Source organism: Frigidibacter sp. (assembly GCF_030695035.1).
In the GTDB taxonomy this organism is placed as follows: domain Bacteria; phylum Pseudomonadota; class Alphaproteobacteria; order Rhodobacterales; family Rhodobacteraceae; genus Frigidibacter.
Genome location: NZ_JAUYTT010000014.1, coordinates 184614 through 209531, shown reverse-complemented (window position 1 = coordinate 209531; position 24918 = coordinate 184614). Strand labels below are relative to the sequence as shown.

Below are 24918 nucleotides of genomic sequence, written 5' to 3'. Positions count from 1 at the left end.
CAGCATGGCAGAGGAGGCAGCACCGAAAGGGCCGGGTGCGGCATTGGCCGAAAGCCGCGGCGCCCTGACAGTCGCCATGCTGTTCTCGGCTGCCGGCAACCTGCTGCTTCTGACCGGGCCAATCTTCGTGATGCAGGTCTATGACCGGGTTCTGGGGGCGCAATCGGCGGAAACGCTGGCCGCGCTCGGCCTGATCGCTGCGGCCTGCTTCACCGGGATGGTGGCGCTGGAGGCAGCGCGCGGCCGGATCATGGCCCGCATCGGCGCCAGGCTGCGCGCCAGGCTGGAGCCGGGGGTTCTGGGCGCCGCACCCGGCGCCGCCGCCGATCTTGAGGCATTGCAACGGGCGCTGTCGCTCCCCGCCGCCGGGGCGCTGATGGACCTGCCCTGGGTGCCGATCTTCCTCATCCCGCTCTTTGCCTTTCATCCGCTACTGGGGGGCCTCGCGATGGCCGGCGGCGCGCTGCTCGTCGCCATTGCCGTCAGCAACCGCGCCGCGATTCGCACCCCCCTCGCCACCGCCCAGGCCGATGCCGCGGCCGAAGCGCAGATGGCCGCCCGTCTTGCCGCCGAGCCCGAAACGCTCGCCGCGCTCGGCCTGCGGCCCGCGGCGCTGGCCCGCTGGCAAGGCGCGCGCGACACGGCGCTGCGCAGCGCGCTGCACCTGTCGGACCGTGCAGGGTTTCACGCCGCGCTGGCGCGGGGCGCCCGGCAGGCGATGCAATCGGTGCTGCTGGCCGCCGCCGCCTGGCAAGTGCTGCGCGGAGAAATCGGCGCCGGCGCCTTGTTCGCAAGCTCGGTGCTGACGGCGCGGGCGCTGGCCCCGATCGAGCAGATCGTCGCCGGCTGGCCCGCCCTGCAACAGGCGGCCGAAGGCTGGGCCCGGCTCTGTGCCGCCCCGCATCCGGCCGCTCTCGCTGCGCCGCCGATGGTGCTGCCCCGCCCCCCCGCCACGCTCGACGTGCGGCAGCTTGCCGTGGTGCCCCCAGGTGAGCCCGGCCCGGTGCTGCGCGGCGTCTCGTTCCGGCTCGAACCGGGGCAGGCGCTCGGGGTGATCGGGCCTGCCGGCGCGGGCAAGACCACGCTTTTGCGCGCGCTGACCGGCGCCTGGCCCGCCGCCGCCGGCTCGGTGCAATTTGGCGGTGCCACGCTGCAGCAATACGGCCCCGACCTCGCCAGACTGGTCGGCTATCTCTCGCAGCGCGTCCCCCTCTTCGAAGGCGACCTTGCCGCCAACATCGCCCGGCTCGATCCGGCGCCGGACCCCGACAAGGTGATCGCCGCCGCCCGCCGCGCCGGCGCGCATGAGATGATCCTGGCCATGCCCCACGGCTATGACACACAGGTCAAGGATGGCGGCGCGCCGCTGTCTGGCGGGCAGATCCAGCGGATCGCCCTCGCCCGCGCGATGTTCGGCAACCCGCTGCTCCTGCTGCTGGACGAACCCGATGCCGGGCTCGATGCCGATGGCGAGCAGGCCCTGACCGCCGCGCTCCGCGCCCATCGCGCCGCGGGCGGCATTGCCGTTCTCAGCACCCACCGCACCGCCGCGATCCGCGAATGCGATCTGCTGCTGGTGCTGGAACATGGCATCCCCCGCGCCTTCGGCCCACGAGAGGCTGTCCTGCGACAGGCGCTGGCAAAGCCGACCTCCAAACGCGCTGCGGGCTCTGCAGCATGAGCCGCAATGACCGCGCCCGTGCCATCAGCGGCGCGTTGAAGACGAGCACTGTCGGCGCCTTGTCCCCGCCGGCTCAGGCCGCCGCCGTCATTGCCCCCGGCCGGGCCGAGGGGCAGCAGAGCCCGCAAGTAGGGGCGCATCCCGGCGGCGGCATCCTCGCTGCGATGTGGGCCGAACCGGCCAGGATCGACGCTTGCACCGGGCCCCGCCCCGCCGTGATCCACGATCTGGAACAGGTGCTGAAGGCGGTGCTGATGCGCGCCTTCAGCCCGTGCGAGGCGGCGCTGCGGCAGACACTGGCAAGGCCACTCCCCCAGATTCGCCGAAGGCCTCGCAGCATTGGGCGCGGCCAGCCCACCATCCCCCACGGCCCGGCGCGGGCCGGCGGGCTGACGCTTGTGCCGCCGGCGCCCGGTTTCGCCGCATGGCCCACGCCGCCCCGGCACTCCGGCGCCATCATCGGCCTTTGCCGGGTCGAGTCGCGGCGACGTCCACTCTTGCCGCAGCAAGGCGTCATCACCCCGAACCTGCTGCCAAGGGCGATCCCGGTACGGCCGCGGCGCCACGCGCTCACCCTGCCACCGCACAGGCGACTCAGCGGACTTGCACCGCCGAGAGCCGCTGCTGCAGGCCTGTCAGCCCGCGCGCGCCCGCACCCTCCAGCCCCTCCCACGGCAACCGCTGGCCCGAGGCTCCTCCCGCGAACAGGGGCCCAGCATGAGGCGCGATGACCCTGCCCTTGCCATCCGCGGCGCGGTGCTCTCTGGCGTACTGGTGCTGGCGCTGCTGGCCGGCAGCTTCGGTGCATGGTCGGTGCTGGCACCCCTCTCGGGCGCGGTCATCGCTCCCGGCCGGGTTGAGGTGCAGCAGCGCCCGCAGGTGGTGCAGCATCCCGATGGCGGTGTCGTTGCGGAGATTCTGGTGGCCGAGGGCGATAGGGTAGCGGTGGGCGCGGTGTTGATCCGCCTCGACGGCGCCGCCCTGCGATCCGAGCTTGCCATCGTCGAGGCGCAATATGTCGAACACCTCGCCCGCCGCGGCAGGCTGGAGGCAGAGCGCGCAGGCGCCCCCACCCTCACCATGCCCGCTGAGCTTGCCGCCCTCTCCCGCCCTGACCTTGCGCCCCTGATTGACGGCCAGTCCCGGCTCTTCGCCGCCCGCGCCGAAACCGCTGCTGCCGAAGCCGCCCTGCTCGACCGCCGCGCCCGCCAGATCTCTGCCCGCAGCGCAGGCATCGCCGCCGAACGCGCCGCGCTGACCCGCCAGCAAGCACTGATCGCCGAGGAACTGGCCGGCCAGCGCATCCTGCTGGGCCGCGGCCTTGCGCAATCGGCCCGGGTTCTGGCGCTGGAGCGTGAGGCCGCGAGGCTCGAGGGGCGCGCAGGCGAACTCGCCGCCGCCGCCGCCGAGGCCGAGGCCCGCCACAGCGAGACCCTGATCGAGGCGCTGCGGCTTCAGGCCAGCCGGCGCGAGGAAGCCGAAGCAGGCCTGCGCGACCTTGCCGCCAGCGAGATGGAACTGGCCGAGCGGCGGCAGGCGCTGCTGCTGCGCCTCGGTCAGCTTGACCTGCGCGCCCCCGCTGCCGGCATCGTCCATGCCCTGCAGGTGACCACTCCCCGCGCCGTGATCCGCCCGGCCGAACCCGTGCTGCACCTGATCCCGCAAGACCGGCCGCTGCTGGTGGCACTGCGGATCCCGGCGGGCAAGATCGGCCATGTCCAGCTCGGCCAAGCCGTCAGCCTGCGCCTGCCCGGCCCCGGTGCCGGCACCGCGCCCAGCCCCACCGGCCGCATCGCCCGCATCTCGCCCGACGCCCTGCAGGACAGCGCCGAAACCCCCGCCTTCTTCCGCGCCGAGGTGGAGGTGACCCCCGGCCCCGGCACCGAATCGCTGACCCCCGGCCTGCCGGTAGAGGGTTTCATTGCCACCCGCCCGCAGCCACCGCTGGCCTTGCTGCTGGACCCGCTGACCCGCTACTTCGGCCGCGCCTTCCCGGCGGGCTGACACATTCCGGGGTTCCGCCCGGCCCCGCCCGGCGCTAGCCTCCGCCGCAACGCGACTCGCAAAGGACAAGCCATGACCGGAACCATCGAAGCCAAACTCAAAACCCTTGGCCTGACCCTGCCCGACGCCCCCGCCCCGGCCGCCAATTATGTGCCCTACGTGCAGGTGGGCGATCTCGTCTTCGTCTCGGGCCAGATCAGCCAAGGCCCCGACGGGCTCATCACCGGCAAGCTGGGCGACGACCTGACGGTTGCCGACGGCGTGGAGGCTGCCGGGCGCTGCGGGCTCTCGCTGCTGGCCCAGGCCCGCGCGGCCTGCGGCGGCGATCTGGACCGGATCGTGCGGGTGGTCAAGCTGACCGGCTTCGTAAACTCCACCCCCGATTTCACCGACCAGCCCGAGGTCATCAACGGCTGCTCGAACCTGATGGTCGAGGTTCTGGGCGATGCCGGCCGCCACGCCCGCGCCGCGGTCTCTGCCCCCTCGCTGCCCCGCGGCGTGGCGGTGGAGATCGAAGCGATCTTCCAGGTCCGCTGATGCCCGCGCCCCTGCACCCGGATTTCCTGCGCTTGCCCATCGCCCACCGTGCCCTGCATGACCGCGCCGCCGGTCGGCCCGAGAACAGCCATGCCGCCATCCGCGCCGCGGTGCAGGCGGGCTATGGGATCGAGATCGACCTGCAGCCGTCCGCCGAAGGCGTGCCGATGGTGTTCCACGATTACGACCTGAAGCGCCTGACCGGCCAGCCCGGCCCCATCCGCAGCCGCAGCGCCGCCGATCTTGGCGCGCTGCCCCTGCTGGGCGGCGAGGACGGCATCCCGACCCTCGCCGAGGTGCTGGCGCTGGTCGCGGGTAAGGTGCCGCTGCTTGTCGAGATCAAGGACCAGGACGGCGCGATGGGCCCGGACACGGGCGGGTTCGAGGCGACGGTGGCCGAGGTGCTGGCGGGTTACGAAGGCCCGCTCGCAGTCATGTCCTTCAATCCCCATGCCGTCACCGCCTTCGCCGCCGCGGCCCCCGATGTCGCGGTCGGCCTGACCACCAGCGCCTATGACCCCGCCGATTGGGCGCCCCTGCCCGCAAGCGTGTGCGACCGCCTGCGCGAGATCCCGGATTACACCAGCAGCGGCGCCAGCTTTATCTCCCACGAACATGGCGACCTGTCCCGCCCCCGCGTGGCAGAGCTGCACGCATCCGGCGCAGCCATCCTGTGCTGGACGATCCGCAGCCCCGAGGCCGAGGCAGCGGCCCGAACTGTCGCGCAGAACATCACCTTCGAGGGCTACGCCGCGCCATTCCCCGCTTGACGCCGCGGCGCGGCACCCCACCTGTGAGGGCATGAACGGCCCAGCAAACGCCTTGGTGGAAATCACCGTCCTGACCGGCATCGACGGCCTCCCCGCCGCCGAATGGGATGCCTGCGCCTGCCCCGAGGCCGGAGACGGCCGCCCCGCCGACCCCTTCACCACCCACCGCTTCCTGCACGCGCTCGAAGCCTCCGGCTCCGTCGGCCCCGGCACCGGCTGGACGCCCCGCCACCTCGTCGCGCGCAGCGAAGGTCGCGTGATCGCCGTCATGCCGCTCTACGCCAAATCCCACAGTCAGGGCGAATACATCTTCGACCATGGCTGGGCCGATGCCTGGGAACGGGCGGGCGGCAGCTATTACCCCAAGCTGCAATCGGCGGTGCCCTTCACCCCCGCCACCGGCCGCCGCTTCCTCACCGCGCCGGGCTTTGAAGCCACCGGCGCCGGCGCGCTCGTGCAGGCCACCGTGCAATTCGCCGCCGAAAACCAGCTCTCCTCGGCCCATATCACCTTCTGCACCGAGGCCGAGGCGCTGGCCGGCGCCGAAATGGGTCTCCTCCACCGCATCACTCAGCAATTCCACTGGGAGAATCGCGGCTATGCCGATTTCCCCGCCTTCCTCGCCGACCTCTCGTCGCGCAAGCGCAAGACCATCCGCAAGGAACGCGAGCGCGCGCAAGACTTCGGCGGCAGCATCCAAGCCATGACCGGCGACGCGCTCCAGCCCCACCACTGGGATGCGTTCTGGGAGTTCTACCAGGACACCGGCAGCCGCAAATGGGGCCGCCCCTACCTGACCCGCGCCTTCTACGACATCGCGCAGGATACGCTGCGGGACGATATCCTGCTGGTGCTGGCCGAGCGCGAGGGTCAGCCCGTCGCCGGCGCGCTCAACTTCATCGGCCGCGATACGCTCTTTGGCCGCTACTGGGGTGCCATCGAGGATCACCCCTGCCTGCATTTCGAATGCTGCTACTACCAGGCCATCGACTGGGCCATCGCCCAGCGCCTTGCCCGGGTCGAGGCCGGAGCGCAGGGTGAACACAAGCTGGCCCGCGGCTATCTGCCCAGCCCGGTGCATTCGCTGCACTGGATCGGCGATCCCGGCTTCCGCAAGGCGGTGGCGCAATATCTGCAGGCCGAACGCGCCGCGGTGGATGAGGAAATCGAGGTGCTGACCGGCTATGGCCCGTTCCGGCGGACCGGCGCCGAGGCCGACTGAAAACCCCGCGCCGCCGCGCCCGGTTTGCGCTAGCATCGCCGCAAACAACGGAGACTCACCATGCCCGGCAAGCTGACGCTTTACACCAACCCGATGTCGCGCGGCCGCATCGCCCGCTGGATGCTGGAGGAGGTTGGCGAGCCCTATGACACGGTGGTGCTGGCCTATGGCGAGGACGGAATGAAATCGCCCGCCTATCTGGCGATCAACCCGATGGGCAAGGTGCCCGCCATCACCCATGGCAGCCGCACCGTCACCGAAGGCGCCGCCATCTGCGCCTATCTCGCCGATGCCTTCCCGCAGGCGGGCCTCGCCCCCGCCCTGCCTGACCGCGCCGACTATTACCGCTGGCTGTTCTTCACCGCCGGCCCGCTGGAGGCCGCAGTGACCAACCACGCCGTCGGCTGGGACCCGGACACCGAGCGCAGCCGCATGTTCGGCTATGGCAGCTATGACGCCGCCGTGGGCGCGCTCGACGCGCTGCTGACCGCGCAGGCCTATGTCACCGGCGAGGCCTTCACCGCCGCCGATGTCTATGTCGGCGCCGCGGTCAATTGGGGCCTCGGCTTCGGCACCCTGCCAAGGCGCCCCGCCTTCGAGGCCTACGCCGCCCGCGTCACCAGCCGCCCCGCCTACCTGCGCGCCACCGCGCTCGACGACGCGCTGATGCCGAAGGCAGACGCATGACCGCCCCGCTCACCGAGGCCGAACGGCAGGAGCACCTCCCCGCCCTTGGCGAGAGCGGCTGGGGCGCCATCCCCGAACGCGACGCGATCCGCAAGATCTGGAAGTTCCGCAGCTTCTCGGAGGCCTGGGGCTTCATGTCCCGCGCGGCGCTGGCGGCGGAGAAAGCCAACCACCACCCGGAATGGTCCAACATCTACAACGTCGTGGACGTGACGCTGACCACCCATTCCGCGGACGGGCTCTCGATGCTCGACATCGACCTCGCCCGGAAGATGGACAAGCTGGCCGGGGACGCGGCAGAGGTGCAGCGCGACCACTCCGAGCCGGTGGAATGCCTGTGCAAGCTGCATCATGGCGGCAAGGCACCCGGCTAACGGGGAACCCTCCCCCCTCCCCCGCGTTCGGGCCCCGACTGCCACGCTGCGCGAACGGGGGACTTATGGACGGCTTCAACCTCAACGGCTTCGTCACCGATGAACGGGTGACCCTCGCCATCGCCATGGCGCTCAACGTCATCTATGCCATCGTCATCTTCGCCGTCGCCCTCACTGTCGCCGGCTGGGCCCGCCGCCGGGTCGAGGCCTTTGCCCGCCGCCACCCCCGTGTCGATGCCACCCTCTTCGGCTTCCTCGGCAATGTGGTGAAATACACCATCATGGTCATGGCGCTGATCTTCGTGCTCAGCCGCTTCGGCATCCAGACCGCTTCGCTGGTCGCGGTCATCGGTGCCGCCGGCCTCGCCATCGGCCTCGCGCTGCAAGGCACGCTGTCGAACCTCGCCGCGGGGGTGATGCTGGTGATGTTCCGCCCGTTCCGCGTCGGCGACTATATCGAGGCCGGCGGCCAGGCCGGCACCGTCCGCGAAATCTCGCTCTTCTACACCGAGATGGCGAGCTATGATGGCCTGCAGATCATCCTGCCCAACGGCGATATCTGGTCCTCGGCCATCAAGAACTACAGCACCAACCCGACCCGGATGATGGACCTGACCATCGGCGTCTCCTACGGCAGCGACCTGCAGACGGCGCAGGAGGTGCTGGAGCGGATCGCGCATTCCGACCCCCGCGCGCTGCAAGACCCCGCCCCCTTCGTCAAGGTCAAGGAACTGGGCGCCAGCTCGGTCGATTTCGTCTTCCGGGTCTGGGCCAATCGCGCCGACTGGTGGGCGCTGAAATGCGACCTCACCCGCCGGATCAAGGAAGAGTTCGACGCCGCCGGCGTGGACATCCCCTTCCCCACGCAGACGCTGGTCTACGACCCCGCGCCCAAGCCCGAGGACGGCCCGCGCCCCCTGCTCATGGAATAAGGGCGCCGCACCCGGCGCCCCAAAGTCAGATCGCGTCCAGCATCGCCTCGCCGCCCGAGATCTCGCACTGGCCCGGCGACGCTTCCCTGTGCAGCACCTTCACCACCCCGTCCTCGACCAGCATCGCATAGCGGGCCGAGCGGTTGATGAGGCCGACCGGCGGCGCCGTGAAACCCATCCCGATCGCCGTGGTGAACGTGCTTTCCGCATCCGCCAGCATGGTGATCCCGGCCTCGGCCGCGCCGGTCACCTCGCCCCAGGCCTTCATCACGAAAGGATCGTTGACCGAGATACAGATGATCTCGTCCACGCCCTTCTCGTCGAACTTCGCCTTGCTACGCACGAAGCTCGGCACATGCGCCGTGGTGCACACGCCGGTATAGGCGCCCGGCACCGCAAAGATCACCACCTTGCGGCCGGCCAGCTTCGCGGCCAGATCGACCTGTTCCGGCCCATTGTCGCCAACCTGCAGCAGCACCGCCTCCGGCAGCTTGCTTCCCTCGGAAATCGTCATGTGGCACTCCCTCGCGCGTTGTGTTTCCCTGTCCCCCGGTTATAGGCTCGCCCCCGCTTCCGGACCAGCAAAAGGCGACGAATATGGCAGGCATCGTGCCGGGGATCATCATTGTGGGGGCCGGGCAGGCCGCAGCCTCGCTGGCCGCCAAACTGCGCGCCCTTGGCTACAGCGGAGACCTTGCGCTGATCGGCGACGAGCCCGTCCCACCCTACCAGCGCCCGCCCCTCTCCAAGGGCTACCTGCTGGGAGAGATGCCGCTGGACCGCCTCGCCCTGCGCGCCCCCGCATTCTGGGCCGATCAGGGCGTAACGCTGCACCTTGGCGCCCCCGTCACCGCCATCGACCCGGCAGCCAAGACGGTGACCTACGGCACCCAGACGCTTCCCTACAACCAGCTCGCCCTCACCACCGGCGCCCGCCCCCGCCGCCTGCCCCCCGCGCTTGGCGGCGATCTGGCCGGCGTCTTCGCCGTGCGCAACCTGGCCGATGTCGATGCCATGGCCCCGCTCTTCCGCCCCGGCGCGCGCCTGCTGATCGTCGGCGGCGGCTATATCGGGCTCGAGGCTGCGGCCGTCGCCGCCAAGCTCGGCCTGAGCGTCACCCTGATCGAGGCCGCCCCCCGCATCCTCGGCCGCGTCGCCAGTGCCGAGACGGCGAACTGGTTCCGCGCCCTCCACCAAGGCCACGGCGTCACGATCCGTGAGGGCACCGGCCTCGACCGCCTGCTGGGCGACACCCATGTCACCGGCGCCCTGCTGGCCGATGGCACCGAGATTCCCGCCGATTTCGTGATCCTCGGCATCGGCGTGCTGCCCGAAACCGCGCTGGCAGAGGCCGCAGGCCTGACCACCCTCAACGGCATAGCGGTGGATGCCGAGGGGCGCACCTCCGACCCCGCCATCTGGGCGGCCGGCGATTGCGCCTCCTTTCCGCTGCCCGGCGATGCCTCGGGCGCAAGGCTGCGGCTCGAAAGCGTCGGCAATGCCATCGACATGGCCGAATGCGTCGCCGCCAACATGCTGGGCGCGGCGCAAGCTTACGTCCCCAAGCCGTGGTTCTGGTCCGACCAATATGACGTGAAACTGCAAATCGCCGGGCTGAACACCGGCCATGACCGCGTCATCACCCGCCCCGGCACCGGCAATGGCATCTCCTTCTGGTACTACGCCGGCGACACGCTTCTGGCGGTCGATGCCGCCAACGATCCCCGCGCCTACATGATCGGCAAGCGCCTGATCGAGGCGGGCCGCTCCCCCGCGCCCACCGCCATCGCCGACCCCGCCACCGACCTGAAGGCGTTGCTATGAGGATCATCGGCGGCGAAAAGCGCGGGCTGAAACTGGCCGAAGTCGGGCTTGGCGACGATGCCGCGCATCTGCGCCCCACCACCGACCGGGTGCGCGAGTCGATCTTCAACCTCCTGATCAACGGCGCCCATGTCGCCGCCGCTGGCGGCAACCCGATCCCCGGCGCCCGGGTGCTCGACCTCTTCGCCGGCACCGGCGCGCTGGGGCTGGAGGCGCTCAGCCGCGGCGCCTCGCACGCAGCCTTCGTCGATGACGGCACCGCCGCCCGCGCGCTCCTCCGCCGCAACATCGAGCTGACCCGCGCCATGGGCGTCACCGATGTCTGGCGCCGCGATGCCACCAAGATGGACCCCAACCGCGGCCCGCGCTTCGACCTCGTGTTCCTCGACCCGCCCTATGGCAAACGCCTCGGCGAGGCCGCCCTCGCCTCCTGCATCGCCGGCGACTGGCTCGCCCCCGGCGCGGTCGTGGTCTGGGAGGAAAGCACCCCGCCGCTGCCCCCCGAAGGCTTCACCCTGCTCGACCAGCGCAAATACGGCGACACCACCGTCACCCTTCTGAAAGCCCCCGAATGACCTTTGATGCTGTTCTCTTCGACTGCGATGGCGTGCTGGTCGACAGCGAGCCGATGACCTTCGCGCTTCTGGGCGAGGATCTGGCCCGCTTCGGCCTGCCGCTGTCGCACACCGAAATGGAGCACCTGTTCATCGGCGGCACCATCGTCGGCGTCGGCCACCGCGCGACCCAGATGGGCGCCCGCCTCCCCGAAGGTTGGGTGGCCGATTTCTACGAACGGCTCTACGCCCGCCTCGCCACGGGCACAGACCTTGTGCCGGGCATCGAGGCCGTGCTGGACCGGCTCGACGCCGCAGGCCTGCCCTATGCCGTCGGCTCCAACGGCACCGGCCACAAGATGCAGGTGACCCTCGGCCAGCACCCCGGCCTCTGGGCGCGGCTGGAAGGGCGGATGTTCTCGGGCCAGGATCTCGGTTGCCCCAAACCCGCCCCCGGCCTCTACCTCCACGCCGCCGCAGCACTCGGGGTGGACCCGTCCCGCTGCGCGGTGATCGAGGACAGCGCGACGGGGGCGCGGGCTGCGAAGGCGGCGGGCATGGCCTGCTTCGGCTACGCCGCCACCGGCAGCGGCGAGGGTCTGACGGCAGAGGGCGCGACGGTGTTCACCTCGATGCAGGATCTCCCTGCGCTTTTGGGGGTATAACAGCGCCTTTTGCGGCGCCACCCCTGCAGAAAATCATGCGCATGACATATGCATGGTTTCTGCATGGGTTCTGCATGGGTTCTGTATGCCGCCTAGACCGGAATCGCGGTCGTCTGCTGAACCGTGCGCAGCGCAAAGGACGAATGCATCTGCGCCACCCCCGGCAGCCGCGCCAGATGCTGCCGGTGGATGCGCGCAAAATCCTCGGTATCCTGCGCCACCACCTTCAAAAGGTAATCCGCCGTGCCCGCCATCAGATGGCATTCCAGAACGTCCGGCACTTTTTTCACTTCGCGTTCAAAGGCTTCCAGAACCTCATCCGCCTGCCCCTGCAGGGTGATCTCGACAAACACCGTCGTCGGCCGCCCCAGCCGCCGCGCATTCAGCAGCGCCACATAGCTGCCGATGAACCCCTCTTCCTCCAGCCGCTGCACCCGCCGATGGCAGGCCGAAGGCGACAGGTTCACCCGCTCCGAAAGCTCGGCATTGGTGATCCGCCCCTGTTTTTGCAGAACAGTCAAAATCCGCCGGTCCGTCGCGTCAAGATCCATATTCGTGCAACTTTCTGTCGTCAGATAAGGGTTTCATCGAAGATTACGCGCAAGCCACCCCCCGCGCCACCCCTTCTTTTCAAAGCATCCCCCCCTGATCTGCGCCAGACTTAACCCACAGTTAGTCAAGGTTACTCAGGGAGGAGAGACCATGAAGATCGGCTGCCCCAAGGAAATCAAACCCCAGGAATACCGCGTCGGCCTGACCCCCGACGCCGCCCGCGAGGCCAAGGCCCAAGGCCATGATATCGCAGTGGAAACCAGTGCCGGCCTCGGCGCGGGCTTCACGGACGAGGATTACACCGCCGCCGGAGCCCGCATTATCGACACCGCAGAGGAGATCTTCGCCTGGGCCGACCTCATCATAAAAGTTAAGGAACCCCAGCCCGCCGAGCGCAAAATGCTCCGCGAAAACCAGGTCCTCTTCACCTACCTCCACCTCGCCCCCGACCCGGACCAGACCCGCGACCTCCTCGCCTCCGGCGTCACCGCAATCGCCTACGAAACCGTCACCGACCGCGCCGGCGGCCTGCCGCTGCTGGCCCCGATGTCCGAAGTCGCCGGCAAACTCGCCCCGCAAGTCGGCGCCTGGACCTTGCAAAAAGCCAATGGCGGCCGCGGCGTCCTGCTCGGCGGCGTCCCCGGCGTCACCCCCGCCCGCGTTACGGTGATCGGCGGCGGTGTCGTCGGCACCCACGCCGCCCGCGTCGCTGCCGGGATGGGGGCCGAGGTGACGGTGCTCGACCGCTCGCTCCCGCGCCTGCGCTATCTGGATGATGTGTTCGCCGGCCAGTTCCGCACACTCTATGCCAGCGCCGCCGCCACGGCCGCCGAGGTCGCCGCCGCCGATCTGGTCATCGGCGCGGTGCTGGTTCCGGGTGCCGCCGCCCCGAAACTGGTCACGCGCGAACAGCTGAAGACCATGAAGCCCGGCGCCGCCATCGTCGATGTCGCCATCGACCAGGGCGGCTGTTTCGAAACCTCGCGCGCCACCACGCATCAGGATCCGATCTACGAGGTGGAGGGGATCATGCATTACTGCGTCGCCAACATGCCCGGCGCCGTGGCCCGCACCTCCACATTGGCGCTTGGCAACGCGACGATGCCCTTCCTGCTGGCGCTGGCCAACAAGGGCTGGCGCCGCGCCTGCGAGGAGGATGAACACCTGCTCGCAGGCCTCAACACCCATGCCGGCCACCTGACCTATGCGGCGGTGGGCCGGGCGCTTGGGATCGACGTACTCTCGCCCCGGCTTGCGCTGAAGGCCTGAAACGGTCGCTCCCCGGCCCGGGGAGCGACCCCCGCCTCAGGCGGCGCGCGACTTCAGCAGATCGCGGATCTCGGCGAGCAACTGCTCGGACGAGGGCGCGACGGGCTTCTCCTCCGGCGGCGCCTCCTCGGCCTTGCGGGCGGCGGTTTCCTTGACGCGGTTCACCAGCTTGACCAGCAGGAACACCACGAAAGCGACGATCAGGAAGTTGATCACCGCAGTCAGGAAGGCACCATAGGCGAACACCGCAGCGCCCGCTTCACGCGCAGCGGCAAGGCTGGCGAACTCGCCCTCACCCAGATTGACGAACAGGTTCGAGAAGTCGATCCCGCCGGTCACCACACCGATGATCGGGTTGATCAGATCGGCAACCATCGAGCTGACGATGGCGGTGAACGAGGCCCCGATGATGATGCCCACCGCCATGTCCATGACATTGCCGCGGGCGATGAAGTCCCTGAACTCTTTCAACATTCCACTGTCCCTTTGTCTTGTCCCACCGGCAGCGGCCCTCCTTCATGTGCAGCCGCGCAGTCAACGCTAGCAGATTGCGCACCGAGAGGCGGGTTCTTTTCGCGCGGCCGCGTCCCTACGTTCAAGGCTGATGCCGAGCCCCCACAGCCCCCGCACAGGAGCACCGATGACCGACCTCTCCGCCTTCCCGATCACCCGCAAATGGCCGCCGCGCGACCCCTCCGCAATCCAGCTCTACTCGCTGCCAACCCCGAACGGCGTGAAGGTCTCGATCATGCTGGAGGAGGTGGGCCTGCCCTATGATGCGCATCTGGTGTCCTTCGACACGCAAGATCAGATGAGCCCGGAGTTCCTGTCGCTGAACCCCAACAACAAGATCCCGGCAATCCTCGATCCGTCTGGGCCGGACGGCCAGCCGCTGCCGCTGTTCGAAAGCGGCGCGATCCTGATCTATCTGGCCGAGAAGTCGGGCAAGCTGCTGCCCACCGGCCCTGCGCGCTATGAAGTTCTGCAATGGCTGATGTTCCAGATGGGCGGCGTCGGCCCGATGTTCGGCCAATACGGCTTCTTCCACGCCTTCGCCGGCAAGGAGATCGAAGACCCCCGCCCGCGCCAGCGCTATGCCGATGAGGCGAAGCGGCTTCTGGGGGTGATGGAACGGCAACTCGAGGGACGCGACTGGATCGCGGGGGACTATTCCATCGCCGACATCGCCATCGCTCCTTGGCTCTGGGGCGCGCGGAAATACTACAAGATGGATGCGGAAGTGGAGTGGGGCTCGCTGACCAACGTCCCCGCCTATCTCGAGCGTTTTCTTGCCCGCCCCGCCGTGCAGCGCGGGATGGAGCAGCCGCCGCGCTGAGGCAATCGGCGAGGGGGGCGCTGGCCCCCGACGGGCCTTGCGGCCCTCCCCCCGGGATATTTGGAAAAGGCGAAGGGGCAGGCGCGCGTCTGCCCCTTCTTGCTGGCGGAAATATCCCACGGGGGTGCGGGGGTGTGAAACCCCCGCTGCGCCCTCAGCCGCGCAGGCTGCCGCCGGTTGCCTTGGCCACCTTCTCGATGATCTTGGCCGAGACCGCCGCGATCTCTTCCTCGGTCAGGGTGCGCACCTGCGGTTGCAGCCGCACGGTGATCGCCAGCGATTTCTTGCCCGCGCCCATCTGCGCCTCGGCCTTGTCGCCGCTGAACTGGTCGAAGACCCGCACGCTCTCGATCAGCGCCTTGTCGGCGCCGGCAGCGGCGTTGACGAGGGTCAGCGCCTCGACCCCGGCATCGACCACGAAGGCGAAGTCGCGGTCCACCGCCTGCAGGTCGGCCAGTGCGAGGGCCGGCCGGGTCGGGGTTTTCACCTTGGGGAAAGGCGCGGCTTCGAGGAACAGGGTGAAGGCGACCGCAGGCCCCTTCACATCCATCGCGCGCAGCACCTTGGGGTGCACCTCGCCGAACACGCACAGCACCTTGGGGCCAAGCGCCATCGCACCGGACCGGCCCGGATGTCCCCAGCCCGGGCCCTTGCGGGTGATCTGCACCTTGGCGGGCGCGCCAATGGTCGACAGCACCGCCTCGGCATCGGCCTTGGCGTCATAGATATCCACCGGGCGGCGGCTGGCGAAGGTGTCGCGCGGGGCGCTGGCGCCGATCAGCAGGCCCGTCGCCTGCAGGTGCTGCTCGCCCGGCTCGCCGCCGTGGAAGGCGGGGCCGACCTCGAACAGCGCCAGATCGGCAAAGCCGCGCGCCTGGTTGCGCGCCGCCGCGGCCAGCAGGCCGGGCAGCAGGTCGGGGCGCATATGGGTCATTTCCGACGAGATCGGGTTCTCGATCCGGCACGCCTCGGCCCCGCCGCCGAACAGCTCGGCGCTGCGGTTGTCGATGAAGCTGTAGGTGACGCATTCGTTGTAGCCAAGCGCCGCCAGCATCCGCCGCGCCGCGCGCTCGCGCACCTGCATCGGGGTCAGGATCGTGCCCGGCACCCCGGCATCGCCGCGCAGCAGGGGCTTGCCGACCAGCTTGGTCAGCGAGGCGATGCGGGCGACTTCCTCGATCAGGTCCGCCTCCCCCAGCACATCGGGGCGCCAGCTTGGCGGGGTCGCCATGTCGCCGTTCAGCGTGAAGCCAAGCGCCTGCAGCGTGGCGCGCTGCTCGGCCTCGGGGATCTCCATCCCCACCAGGCTGACCACGCGGGCCGGGTCGAGGCGGTAGGCGCGGGTGGTATCGGGGGCAGCACCCGCGACGACCACATCCGAGGCCTCGCCGCCGCAGAGGTCGAGGATCATCCGCGTCGCCAGCTCGATCCCGTCCGCGGTGAAGGCCGGGTCGATGCCGCGTTCGAACCGGTAGCGGGCATCGGAGTTGATGCGCAGCGCGCGGCCCGTGGTGGCGGTCAGGATCGGGTCGAAGAACGCGGCCTCCAGGAACACCTCGGTCGTTTCTGCGGAACAGCCCGACGCCTCGCCGCCCATCACGCCGCCGAGGCTCTCCACCCCGGCATCATCCGCGATCACCGTCATCCCCGGCCGCAGGGCATAGGTCTTGCCGTCCAGCGCCGTCAGGCTCTCGCCCTCCACCGCCCCGCGCACCACAAGGCCGCCCTGCACCTTGCCGGCATCGAACACATGCAGCGGGCGGTTCAGGTCGAAGGTGAAGAGGTTGGTGATATCCACCAGCGTCGAGATCGGCCGCAGCCCGATGGCGATCAACCGGCGTTGCAGCCAGTCGGGGCTGGGGCCGTTGGTCACACCGCGGATCACCCGGCCGATGAAATGCGGGCAGGCCTTGTCCGCCACTTCAGGCGCCAGCGTCACCGAGACCGGGCAGGGGAAGGCGCCCGGCACCGGCACCACGTCCAGCGGTTTCAGCGTGCCAAGGCCGCGCGCCGCAAGGTCGCGGGCGATGCCGCGCACGCCAAGCGCATCGGGGCGGTTCGGCGTGACCTTGATATAGACCATCGGGTCATTCAGCCCGGCATAGTCGATATAGCGCTGGCCGACCTTGGCATCCTCGGGCAGCTCAATGATGCCCTCATGATCGTCGCTGACCTCCAGCTCGCGGCCCGAGCACATCATGCCCTGGCTCTCGATGCCGCGGATCTTGCCGACCTGGATGGTGGTGTCGATCCCCGGCACATAATCGCCGGGCTTGGCCACCACGACGCGGATCCCCGCCCGCGCGTTCGGCGCGCCGCAGATGATCTGCCGCTCGCCCTCATCCGTCTGCACGGTGCAGACGCGCAGCTTGTCGGCATCGGGGTGCTTTTCGGCGGCGGTGATATAGCCGATGGTGAAGCGGCCCAGCTTTTCCTCGGGGTTCTGCACCTCCTCGACCTCGAGGCCAAGATCGGTGAGCGCATAGAGGATCTCGTCGAGGCTTGCGCTCGTGTCGAGATGGGATTTGAGCCAGGAGAGGGTGAATTTCATGGAATGCTTGGTCCCCAAAAATCTAGCGCCCACCCCACCAACAATGCAGTCAAGACACTGACCAAGATGGTGGGGACATTGTTCAAGAGTTGCTGCCACCAGAGATTGGGGAGGCGCTCACTTCTCTTCCGATCCAGATACTCGCGGCCGGCAAGCGAGATGAGGTACCCGACTGAACACCCGTATCTCGGATCGTCTTCCTCTTCGTAAAACGATGCTGCGGGGTACTCGCTGGATGCGAAACCTTTCTGGATAGCTACATCAATATAGAACCTACGCTCCGCCGGCCCGTTCAGCGGAAGCTTCCGCTTCTTTATCGCCGCTATCTCGTTCAAAGATGCTTGGCGCGATGCTGCTGCCGGATCGCTTTCTAAGTACTCAAGCAGCGCGATGAGCTTGCTCTGGCTATATTTGACTTTGGCTGCGCTGACGGCACCGTTCACCTACTCAACCCCCCAAACACCGACGGCATGTCCAGCGCAGAGAACCCATAGTGCCGCAGCCAGCGCAGGTCGCTCTCGAAGAACGCGCGCAGGTCCGGGATGCCGTATTTCAGCATGGCGATCCGGTCTATGCCCATGCCGAAGGCGAAGCCCTGCCACTCGGCCGGGTCCACGCCCGCGGCCGACAGCACCTTGGGGTGGACCATGCCCGAGCCCAGGATCTCCATCCAGCTGTCGCCCTGGCCGATCTTCAGCTGGCCGCCTTCCCAGGAACAGCGGATATCCACCTCGGCCGAGGGCTCGGTGAAGGGGAAATGGCTGGCGCGGAAGCGCAGTTCGACTTCGGGCACCTCGAAATAGGTGCGGCAGAACTCCTCCAGCACCCATTTGAGGTTGGCCATGCTGATATCGCGGTCGATGGCGAGACCCTCGACCTGATGGAACATCGGGGTATGGGTCTGGTCCATGTCCATGCGGTAGACGCGGCCGGGGGCGATCACCCGGATCGGCGCGCCCTGCGCGGCCATGGCGCGGATCTGCACCGGGCTGGTATGGGTGCGCAGCACATGCGGCGGGCGGTCGTCGCCTGTCGCGCGGGCCATGAAGAAGGTGTCATGCTCCTGCCGCGCCGGGTGTTCGGGCGGGATGTTCAGCGCGTCGAAGTTGAACCAGTCGCTTTCGATCTGCGGCCCCTCGGCCACGGCAAAGCCCATGTCGGCAAAGATCGCGGTGACCTCTTCGGTCACCTGGCTGACCGGGTGGATGGTGCCCATGCGGCGGGGGCGGCCCGGCAGGGTCACGTCCAGCCATTCGGCGCGCAGGCGTTCATCGAGCGCGGCATCGGACAGTGCGGCCTTCTTGCCGCGCAGGGCGGCGTCGATCTCATCCTTCAGCAGGTTCAGCGCGGCGCCAGTGGTCTGGCGCTGCTCGGGCGTCATCTGGCCAAGCTCGCGCATCTTCAGGCTGATCTCGCCCTTCTTGCCAAGGGCGGCAAGGCGCAGATCCTCGAGGGCTGCCTCATCCCCCGCGGCGGCGACGCCTTCGAGATACTTGCGCTTGAGAGCGTCCAACCCGTCCATGTTCCATCTCCGGCACTGTGCGGCGCTTTGCTAGCACAGAGGACAGGGGATGCAAATGCGAGGATGGTGAAAACCCCGCCCCGGGATAAGGGGCGGGGTGCAGGGGTCACTTCCAGATTTCGGTATCCACGCCGCGCGCGATGGCGGGATGCTCGCCGACATGGAATTTGGGCATGGTGCCGGCCTTGCGCTGGCGCAGATAGTCATTGGTCAGCGCCGACACGGTGCCCGACAGCGCCACGATGGCGATCAGGTTGATGGTCGCCATCAGGCCCATCGAGGCATCGGCGAAGTCGAACACCGTCGCCACCGTCTGCAGCGCGCCCCAGATGACCATCGCCAGCGCCGCGACGCGCAGCACCGTCAGGCCGGTGTTGTTGCCCTGCCCAAGGAAGACCATCGCGTTTTCGGCATAGGCATAGTTGCCGATGATCGAGGTGAAGGCGAAGAACAGGATCGCGATCGCCACGAACCAGCCGCCCGCGACGCCGAAGTGATGGACCAGCGCCTGTTGCGTCAGCGCCGTCCCGGTAACGCCCGATCCCGGCTCAAGCACGCCCGAGAGCAGGATCATGACGGCAGTGGCGGTGCAGACGAGAATGGTGTCGATGAACACCCCAAGCGCCTGCACGAAGCCCTGCGAGGAGGGGTGATGCGGGTCCGGCATCGCCACGGCGGCGATGTTGGGGGCAGAGCCCATGCCCGCCTCGTTGGAGAACAGGCCCCGCTTGATGCCGTTCAGCGCCGCGGCTGCGACGCCCCCCGCGATACCGCCCGCAGCCTCGGTCAGGCCAAAGGCGCTGGCGAAGATCTCGGCAATGACACCGGGCACGGCAGAGAGGTTGGTCAGCATCACCCAGATCGCCAGCAGCAGATAGGCGCCCGCCATGAACGGCACCACCACCTCGGCCACCGAAGCGATCTTCTTGATGCCGCCGAAGATGACGACGCCCGCGACCGTGGCGATGATGATCCCGACCAGCCATTTCGGCACCCCGAAGGCGCCTTGGAACGCGTCAGCGATGGAGTTCGCCTGCACCGCGTTGAAAACGAGCCCGAAGGACAGGATAAGGCAGACCGAGAACACCGCGCCCAGCCAGGGCAGGCCGAGGCCCTTGGAGATGTAGAAGGCCGGCCCGCCGCGATACATGCCGCTGGGGCCGTGGGTCTTGTAAAGCTGCGCCAGGCTGCTTTCGGCATAGGCGGTGGCCATCCCGACCAGCGCTACCATCCACATCCAGAAGATCGCCCCTGCCCCGCCGAGGTACAGCGCCACGGCCACCCCCGCGATATTGCCGGTGCCGACGCGCGAGGCCAAGCTGATGGTCAGCGCCTGAAACGGGGTGATCCCGTTCTTGTCGGCCGCGCTCGACCCGGTCACGCAGCGGAACATCTCGATGAAATGGCGGAACTGCACGAAGCCCAGCCGGACGGTGAAATAGGCGCCCACGGCCAGAAGGCCATAGATCAGGATATACCCCCAGAAGATGGTGTTCAGAAAGCCGATGAGTGCCGTCATGCGATGTCCCTTCGTTGCCGCGGCCATCTTTTGCGGTGGCCTGAGGGAAAGCCTGCATGGAAGGCGCGGCCGGCTCAACAGAATTTACATATCCGTCACATATGATTCCGGGCGCCCACGCAGCAAAAAGCCCCGCTGGCGGGCGCCAACGGGGCTTTTCGGGTGTTTTGTCAGCGCCGGGCGCAGATCAGGCCGGGATGGCGGCCTTGGCTTGGGCGGCGATGGCGTTGAACGCCTCGGGCTCATGCACGGCCAGATCGGCCAGCACCTTGCGGTCCACTTCGATGCCGGCAAGCGCCAGACCGTTGATGAAGCGCGAGTAGGTGAATTCCGGGTCGAACAGCCGCACGGCGGCGTTGATCCGCTGGATCCACAGGGCGCGGAAGTTGCGCTTGCGCACCTTGCGGTCGCGCGTGGCGTATTGCTGCGCCTTGTCGACAGCCTGGGTGGCGGTGCGGAAGTTGCGGCTGCGCGCGCTGTAATAGCCGGCGGCCTTCTTGATCACCTTGCGGTGACGGGCATGGGTGACCACACCAGATTTAACACGGGACATCTGTCTGGCTCCTTACCGGTCGTAGGGCATGTATTTCTTGACGATCTTCGCGTCGGACGCGGACAGGATCATGGTCCCGGTCACGTCACGAATGAATTTCGTCGAGCGTTTGATCATGCCGTGCCGCTTGCCGGCGGGGCCAGCCTTCACTTTGCCAGAGGCAGTGAAGGAGAACCGCTTTTTCGCAGCGGATTTGGTCTTCATCTTGGGCATTTCCATCTCCTCTTTCGAGTTTGGTTATCCGCGCGACTCGGCATGCCACTTCGGCCGGTCCCGCGTGTAGAGGGCGCCCTATAGACGGGGCCCGGGGCTGTGACAAGGGGAAAGCTGATATTCCTGCTGACCGGGGCCGTCAGCGGATCGCGCGGGCCACCACATGCGTCACGACATCGGGGATATCTTCGATCTTGTATCCACCGGGTTTCGACATCACCGCAAACGCTATGAGCCCGCCCCCCAGCAGGAAGGCAATCGCAGCCGCGCGCGGCGGCCGGCTGTCGGAAAAGGCGCTGACCAGTGCCGGCACCCCAAGGGCCACCAACACGAGCCCCACAACAAGAAGAACGTCACTGTCCATCACTGACCCCTGAACACGGGACCGCCACCCTTGCGGCGGCCCCGGTATCCATCATTCGGGATCGGTGCGGAAAATCAACCGCTCGTCACAGGGGGCAACGCGCAGGATGTTGGTGGTGCCTTGCACGTTGAAGGGCACACCGGCGGTCACCAGGATCTGGTCAGCCTCGGTCGCAAAGCCCTCGGCCCGGGCCGCACGGGCGGCGCCGACCACGGCCATCTTGAAGCGGTCCACCGGCTCGCAATAGGCGCAATGCACGCCCCAGGTCAGGCACAGGCGCCGCAGCACCGATTGCACCGGGGTCAGGGCGATGATCGGCACCCGCGGCCGCTCGCGCGCCACAAGGTTCACCGTCTTGCCGCTTTGGGTGTAGCAGCAGATCGCCTTGATGTCGGTGGTCTCGGCCAGTTCACGCGCCGCGGCAACGATCCCGTCGGCGACAGTCTTGCGCACCGCCTTGCGGCTGGCCTCGATCACCTCGCGGTAGGTCGGGTCGGTCTCGACCGACTGGGCGACGTTGTCCATCGTCGCCACCGCCTCGATCGGGTAGCGCCCGGCGGCGGATTCGGCCGACAGCATCACCGCATCGGCGCCCTCATAGATCGCCGCCGCCACGTCCGACACTTCGGCACGGGTCGGCATCGGGCTTTCGATCATCGATTCCAGCATCTGCGTCGCCACGATCACCGGCTTGCCAGCCGCGCGGCACTTGCGCACCAGCCGCTTCTGGATTGGCGGCACGGTATAGACCGGCAGTTCCACCCCCAGATCGCCGCGCGCGACCATGATCCCGTCCGACACGGCCAGGATCTCATCGAACTTGTTCAGCGCCGCCGGTTTCTCGATCTTGGCGAGGATCGCCGAGCGCCCTCGCGCCAGCTCGCGCGCCTCGGTCACATCCTCGGCGCGCTGCACGAAGGACAGCGCCAGCCAATCGGCCCCAAGGTCGCAGACAAATTCCAGATCGGCGCGGTCCTTGTCCGACAGCGCCGCTAGCGGCAGCACCACGTCGGGCACGTTCACGCCCTTGCGGTTGGAGATCGTGCCGCCGATGGTGACGGTGCAATTGGCAAAGTCCGGCCCGCAATCGTTGACCTTCATGGCGATCTTGCCGTCATTGATTAGCAGCGTCGCGCCGGGCTGCAGCGCCTCGAAAATCTCGCGATGCGGCAGGCAGACGCGGTGGCCATCGCCCGGCTCTTCGTCGAGGTCAAAGCGGAAGGGCTGCCCTTCTTCCAGCTCAGCCGCGCCGCTGGCGAAGGTGCCAACCCGCAGCTTCGGCCCCTGAAGGTCGGCCAGCACGCCAATCGGGCGGCCGGTATCGGCCTCGATCTGGCGGATGATGTCATAGCGCGCCTTTTGCTCGGCATGGGTGCCGTGGCTCATGTTCAGGCGGAACACGTCGGCCCCGGCCTCGAACAATGCGCGAATGGTCTGGTAATCGCTGGAGGCCGGCCCGAGGGTCGCCACGATCTTCACTTTACGAAGGCGTCTCATTCAGCCTCGTCCCCTGTCTTTTTGCATTTTCCATGTGGGCCATACACCTTATGGCCCAGTTTTGCTGCGCTCGCAACTGGCGCATGGCTCCGGCTTGGCCTAAACCGGGCAGAGCACAGGATCACGACGATGACCCATATCCCTTATGAAATCATTGGCGAAGCCCGGCCCTCGCGCTGGCTCGTCACTTGCGACCACGCTGCCAACACCGTGCCGGTAGAGGTGGGGGGTGGCAACCTTGGCATCGCCGCCGCCGACATGGCGCGCCACATTGCCTATGATGTGGGCGCCGCAGGGCTGACGCGCCACCTTGCCGAGCGGCTGGAGGCCCCGGCGATCTTGTCGGACTTTTCTCGGCTGGTGATCGACCCCAACCGTGGCGAGGATGACCCAACACTGTTGATGCGGCTTTACGATGGCACCATCATCCCCGCCAACCGCCACGCGGATGCGGCAGAGGTGGAGCGGCGGCTAAATGCCTATCACCGCCCCTATCACGCCGCCTATGCCACCCTTGCCGCGCGCCGCCCCGACACAGTGATCTGCGCCGTGCACAGCTTCACCCCGCAGCTGAACGGCCGCCCGCCGCGGCCTTGGCAGGTCGGCATCCTGCATTCGCATCTGGATGGCCGTCTGGCGCTGCCGCTGATCGCGCGACTAGAGGCCACCGGCCTCTGCGTCGGCGACAACGAGCCCTATCTGGGCCATCTCGACGGCGACGCCATCGACCGCCACGCGCTGCAACCGGGTCGGCTCAACGTGCTGATCGAGGTGCGCAACGACCTGATCGCCACCGAAGCCGGCCAGATCGAATGGGCCGACCTTCTGGCCCCGATCCTGCAAGCCAGCCTCGCCGATACCGGACTGTAACGGAGGATACCATGGACGACGCCACCCGCACCGAGCTTGAGGCCGCCGCCTTCCGCGCCCTGCGCGCGCATCTGATGGAGGCCCGGCCCGAGGTTCAGAACATCGACCTGATGAACATGGCCGGATTCTGCCGCAACTGCCTGTCGCGCTGGTATCAGGAGGCGGCGACCGAACGCGGCATCGACATGACCAAGGATCAGGCGAGAGATATCTTCTACGGCATGCCCTATGCCGATTGGATCGCCGCGAACCAGACCGATGCAGACCCCGCAAAACAGGCAGCCTTTGCCGAGGCGATCAAGGCGCATCAGGGTTAAGCCCGGCGGGCATTCCGGCGCCCCACCCGTCCCGCTCCTAACTATCGTTGCTCCGGTCGCAACAGTCGCACCCACCTGCCCCGACTGTCGGCCACGCCAACCCCGAACGCGGCACGCCTGGCGTTTCGTCGCTTGACTCCCTGCCCATCCCACCCAAACCCTTGACACACGGTTAACGGGTAAATGCCTGTCCCGCGCCACTTTTCCCGTGAGGGGGTCTGAATGCTCGGTCTTGAAGTCATGTCGCTGTTCTTGCTGGGCCTTCTGGGTGCGGCGCTTCCGGCTGCCGGTTCGGCTGATGACGACGACGAGGACAAGGACACATCGGAAGACGACGCTGCCGACGCCGCCGCCCGCGCGCCTGCTGCCGACGACATCGAGGAGGAGGGCGAGGGCACATCGTTGCTGGACTATGCTGCGGCCGACACGGATCTGCCCGAGGCCGACCCTGCGGCGGCTTCTGCCGAAGAGGCCGAGGATCCTTGGCTGCAAGAAGCCGAAGACGCCGCCTATGAGGACGAACTGGACGAGACCGAGGACGATCTCGAGGCTGATGCCGGCGCCGATCTGGACGTTCTGGCCGCCATCGCCCGGCTGACCGCCGCAAGCCCGCCTGCCGCAGTGGACGAGACTGATGAGGCCGAGGACGACGACGCCTCATTCGAAGCACTTCTCGCCACCATCACGCCCCAGCCGTCTGACGAAACCGCCGAAGACACGGGCGCCGACGAGGACGAGGATAGCGAGGACGCAGCCGCGTTCGCCCCTGCCGACGCCAGTTCAGAGCCTACAGGCGATATCGATGAAGAGCCTGACGCGGACGATGCGGCAGAGATCGACGAGGATGACGACGAGGTCCAGGCAGAGGCGCCCGATGACCTCTCAGTAACCACCATCGTCGACTATCAGCCCGGGTCTGACCAGATCGAGATCACCATCTTCGCGCCGCCACCGGACACGGCAGTGGACGTGGTCCTGCAGACGACGCCGGATGGCAACGGCACCGAGGTGCTGATTGCCGGCAAGCTGCAGGCGATCCTCGATGGCGTGCTGCCGGGCGATGTGGACGCGAACGACCTTTATATCGAGTTTGCGGGGTAAGGGG

At 68.0% G+C, this 24918-nt stretch carries 27 protein-coding genes; 16 read left to right on the top strand and 11 right to left on the bottom strand.

The window, feature by feature from the left end; translation table 11 throughout:
- Positions 1–4 precede the first annotated feature (4 nt).
- From Q8S30_RS15025 to Q8S30_RS14990, 8 genes are all read left to right on the top strand, one after another.
- Entirely contained in the window at positions 5–1681 is a 1677-nt protein-coding gene (locus tag Q8S30_RS15025) for a type I secretion system permease/ATPase (RefSeq protein ID WP_305666836.1), read from the top strand.
- 717 nt (positions 1682–2398) lie between these two features.
- Complete coding sequence (locus Q8S30_RS15020; RefSeq protein ID WP_305666835.1) at positions 2399–3685, top strand: HlyD family type I secretion periplasmic adaptor subunit; 1287 nt, start codon at positions 2399–2401, stop codon at positions 3683–3685.
- A 72-nt stretch (positions 3686–3757) separates the two neighbouring features.
- Positions 3758–4222: a RidA family protein gene (locus Q8S30_RS15015; RefSeq protein WP_305666834.1), complete on the top strand. Its 465-nt coding sequence runs from the start codon at positions 3758–3760 to the stop codon at positions 4220–4222.
- Positions 4222–4992 (top strand): glycerophosphodiester phosphodiesterase family protein, encoded by a 771-nt coding sequence (locus Q8S30_RS15010; protein WP_305666833.1) that lies wholly within the window; start codon positions 4222–4224, stop codon positions 4990–4992. Before Q8S30_RS15015 ends, Q8S30_RS15010 begins: the two co-directional genes overlap by 1 nt.
- Before the next feature lie 31 nt (positions 4993–5023).
- Complete coding sequence (locus Q8S30_RS15005) at positions 5024–6214, top strand: GNAT family N-acetyltransferase (protein WP_305666832.1); 1191 nt, start codon at positions 5024–5026, stop codon at positions 6212–6214.
- 60 nt (positions 6215–6274) lie between these two features.
- Complete coding sequence (locus Q8S30_RS15000) at positions 6275–6901, top strand: glutathione S-transferase family protein (RefSeq protein ID WP_305666831.1); 627 nt, start codon at positions 6275–6277, stop codon at positions 6899–6901.
- A complete protein-coding gene (locus Q8S30_RS14995; RefSeq protein ID WP_371135531.1) occupies positions 6898–7275 on the top strand; it encodes a 4a-hydroxytetrahydrobiopterin dehydratase in 378 nt (125 codons plus the stop codon). Before Q8S30_RS15000 ends, Q8S30_RS14995 begins: the two co-directional genes overlap by 4 nt.
- A 65-nt stretch (positions 7276–7340) precedes the next feature.
- Positions 7341–8207: a mechanosensitive ion channel family protein gene (locus Q8S30_RS14990; protein WP_305666830.1), complete on the top strand. Its 867-nt coding sequence runs from the start codon at positions 7341–7343 to the stop codon at positions 8205–8207.
- Positions 8208–8232: 25 nt separating this feature from the next.
- Here Q8S30_RS14990 and Q8S30_RS14985 read toward each other — a convergent pair whose 3' ends face one another.
- The gene (locus Q8S30_RS14985) at positions 8233–8721 is read right to left on the bottom strand and encodes a peroxiredoxin (RefSeq protein ID WP_305666829.1); all 489 of its coding nucleotides are present in this window, start codon (positions 8719–8721) and stop codon (positions 8233–8235) included.
- Between the two features lie 95 nt (positions 8722–8816).
- Between Q8S30_RS14985 and Q8S30_RS14980 the strand changes: the two genes are divergently transcribed.
- The 3 genes from Q8S30_RS14980 to Q8S30_RS14970 are packed head-to-tail and all read left to right on the top strand — an operon-like array spanning position 8817 to position 11250.
- The gene (locus tag Q8S30_RS14980; protein ID WP_305666912.1) at positions 8817–10031 is read left to right on the top strand and encodes an NAD(P)/FAD-dependent oxidoreductase; all 1215 of its coding nucleotides are present in this window, start codon (positions 8817–8819) and stop codon (positions 10029–10031) included.
- The gene (gene rsmD / locus Q8S30_RS14975; protein WP_305666828.1) at positions 10028–10606 is read left to right on the top strand and encodes a 16S rRNA (guanine(966)-N(2))-methyltransferase RsmD; all 579 of its coding nucleotides are present in this window, start codon (positions 10028–10030) and stop codon (positions 10604–10606) included. The genes Q8S30_RS14980 and rsmD overlap by 4 nt, the downstream gene beginning before the upstream one ends.
- Positions 10603–11250: an HAD family phosphatase gene (locus Q8S30_RS14970; protein WP_305666827.1), complete on the top strand. Its 648-nt coding sequence runs from the start codon at positions 10603–10605 to the stop codon at positions 11248–11250. The genes rsmD and Q8S30_RS14970 overlap by 4 nt, the downstream gene beginning before the upstream one ends.
- A 92-nt stretch (positions 11251–11342) precedes the next feature.
- Here Q8S30_RS14970 and Q8S30_RS14965 read toward each other — a convergent pair whose 3' ends face one another.
- On the bottom strand, positions 11343–11801 hold the full coding sequence (locus Q8S30_RS14965; RefSeq protein ID WP_305666826.1) for an Lrp/AsnC family transcriptional regulator: 459 nt from the start codon (positions 11799–11801) through the stop codon (positions 11343–11345).
- Between the two features lie 151 nt (positions 11802–11952).
- Here Q8S30_RS14965 and ald point away from each other — a divergent pair, with 151 nt between their 5' ends.
- A complete protein-coding gene (ald, locus tag Q8S30_RS14960) occupies positions 11953–13071 on the top strand; it encodes an alanine dehydrogenase (protein ID WP_305666825.1) in 1119 nt (372 codons plus the stop codon).
- Positions 13072–13107: 36 nt separating this feature from the next.
- Here the strand turns inward: ald and mscL are convergent, their stop codons facing one another.
- Positions 13108–13545, bottom strand: coding sequence for a large conductance mechanosensitive channel protein MscL (gene mscL / locus Q8S30_RS14955; RefSeq protein WP_305666824.1), 438 nt, complete (start codon positions 13543–13545; stop codon positions 13108–13110).
- Positions 13546–13711: 166 nt separating this feature from the next.
- Here mscL and Q8S30_RS14950 point away from each other — a divergent pair, with 166 nt between their 5' ends.
- A complete protein-coding gene (locus Q8S30_RS14950) occupies positions 13712–14407 on the top strand; it encodes a glutathione S-transferase N-terminal domain-containing protein (protein ID WP_305666823.1) in 696 nt (231 codons plus the stop codon).
- A 154-nt stretch (positions 14408–14561) separates the two neighbouring features.
- Here Q8S30_RS14950 and pheT read toward each other — a convergent pair whose 3' ends face one another.
- From pheT to pyk, 8 genes are all read right to left on the bottom strand, one after another.
- Positions 14562–16958 carry a phenylalanine--tRNA ligase subunit beta gene (gene pheT / locus Q8S30_RS14945; RefSeq protein WP_305666822.1) on the bottom strand — a complete coding sequence of 799 codons (2397 nt, stop codon included), beginning with the start codon at positions 16956–16958 and terminating at the stop codon, positions 14562–14564.
- Positions 16955–17401 (bottom strand): hypothetical protein, encoded by a 447-nt coding sequence (locus Q8S30_RS14940; protein WP_305666821.1) that lies wholly within the window; start codon positions 17399–17401, stop codon positions 16955–16957. The genes pheT and Q8S30_RS14940 overlap by 4 nt, the downstream gene beginning before the upstream one ends.
- A complete protein-coding gene (gene pheS, locus Q8S30_RS14935; RefSeq protein ID WP_305666820.1) occupies positions 17398–18480 on the bottom strand; it encodes a phenylalanine--tRNA ligase subunit alpha in 1083 nt (360 codons plus the stop codon). Before pheS ends, Q8S30_RS14940 begins: the two co-directional genes overlap by 4 nt.
- A gap of 106 nt (positions 18481–18586) precedes the next feature.
- Positions 18587–19999 carry a sodium:alanine symporter family protein gene (locus Q8S30_RS14930; protein WP_305666819.1) on the bottom strand — a complete coding sequence of 471 codons (1413 nt, stop codon included), beginning with the start codon at positions 19997–19999 and terminating at the stop codon, positions 18587–18589.
- A gap of 187 nt (positions 20000–20186) precedes the next feature.
- Positions 20187–20552, bottom strand: coding sequence for a 50S ribosomal protein L20 (rplT, locus tag Q8S30_RS14925; RefSeq protein ID WP_066815426.1), 366 nt, complete (start codon positions 20550–20552; stop codon positions 20187–20189).
- Positions 20553–20564: 12 nt separating this feature from the next.
- Positions 20565–20765, bottom strand: a complete 201-nt coding sequence (gene rpmI / locus Q8S30_RS14920) for a 50S ribosomal protein L35 (protein WP_161342873.1) — start codon at positions 20763–20765, stop codon at positions 20565–20567.
- 139 nt (positions 20766–20904) lie between these two features.
- Complete coding sequence (locus Q8S30_RS14915) at positions 20905–21129, bottom strand: hypothetical protein (RefSeq protein ID WP_305666818.1); 225 nt, start codon at positions 21127–21129, stop codon at positions 20905–20907.
- A gap of 51 nt (positions 21130–21180) precedes the next feature.
- On the bottom strand, positions 21181–22626 hold the full coding sequence (gene pyk, locus Q8S30_RS14910) for a pyruvate kinase (protein WP_305666817.1): 1446 nt from the start codon (positions 22624–22626) through the stop codon (positions 21181–21183).
- 129 nt (positions 22627–22755) lie between these two features.
- On the opposite strand from pyk, the gene Q8S30_RS14905 reads away from it, so the two are divergent.
- From Q8S30_RS14905 to Q8S30_RS14895, 3 genes are all read left to right on the top strand, one after another.
- Positions 22756–23496 carry an N-formylglutamate amidohydrolase gene (locus Q8S30_RS14905; RefSeq protein WP_305666816.1) on the top strand — a complete coding sequence of 247 codons (741 nt, stop codon included), beginning with the start codon at positions 22756–22758 and terminating at the stop codon, positions 23494–23496.
- An 11-nt stretch (positions 23497–23507) separates the two neighbouring features.
- Positions 23508–23813 (top strand): DUF1244 domain-containing protein, encoded by a 306-nt coding sequence (locus tag Q8S30_RS14900; protein ID WP_305666815.1) that lies wholly within the window; start codon positions 23508–23510, stop codon positions 23811–23813.
- Positions 23814–24035: 222 nt separating this feature from the next.
- On the top strand, positions 24036–24914 hold the full coding sequence (locus Q8S30_RS14895) for a hypothetical protein (RefSeq protein WP_305666814.1): 879 nt from the start codon (positions 24036–24038) through the stop codon (positions 24912–24914).
- Positions 24915–24918 lie beyond the last annotated feature (4 nt).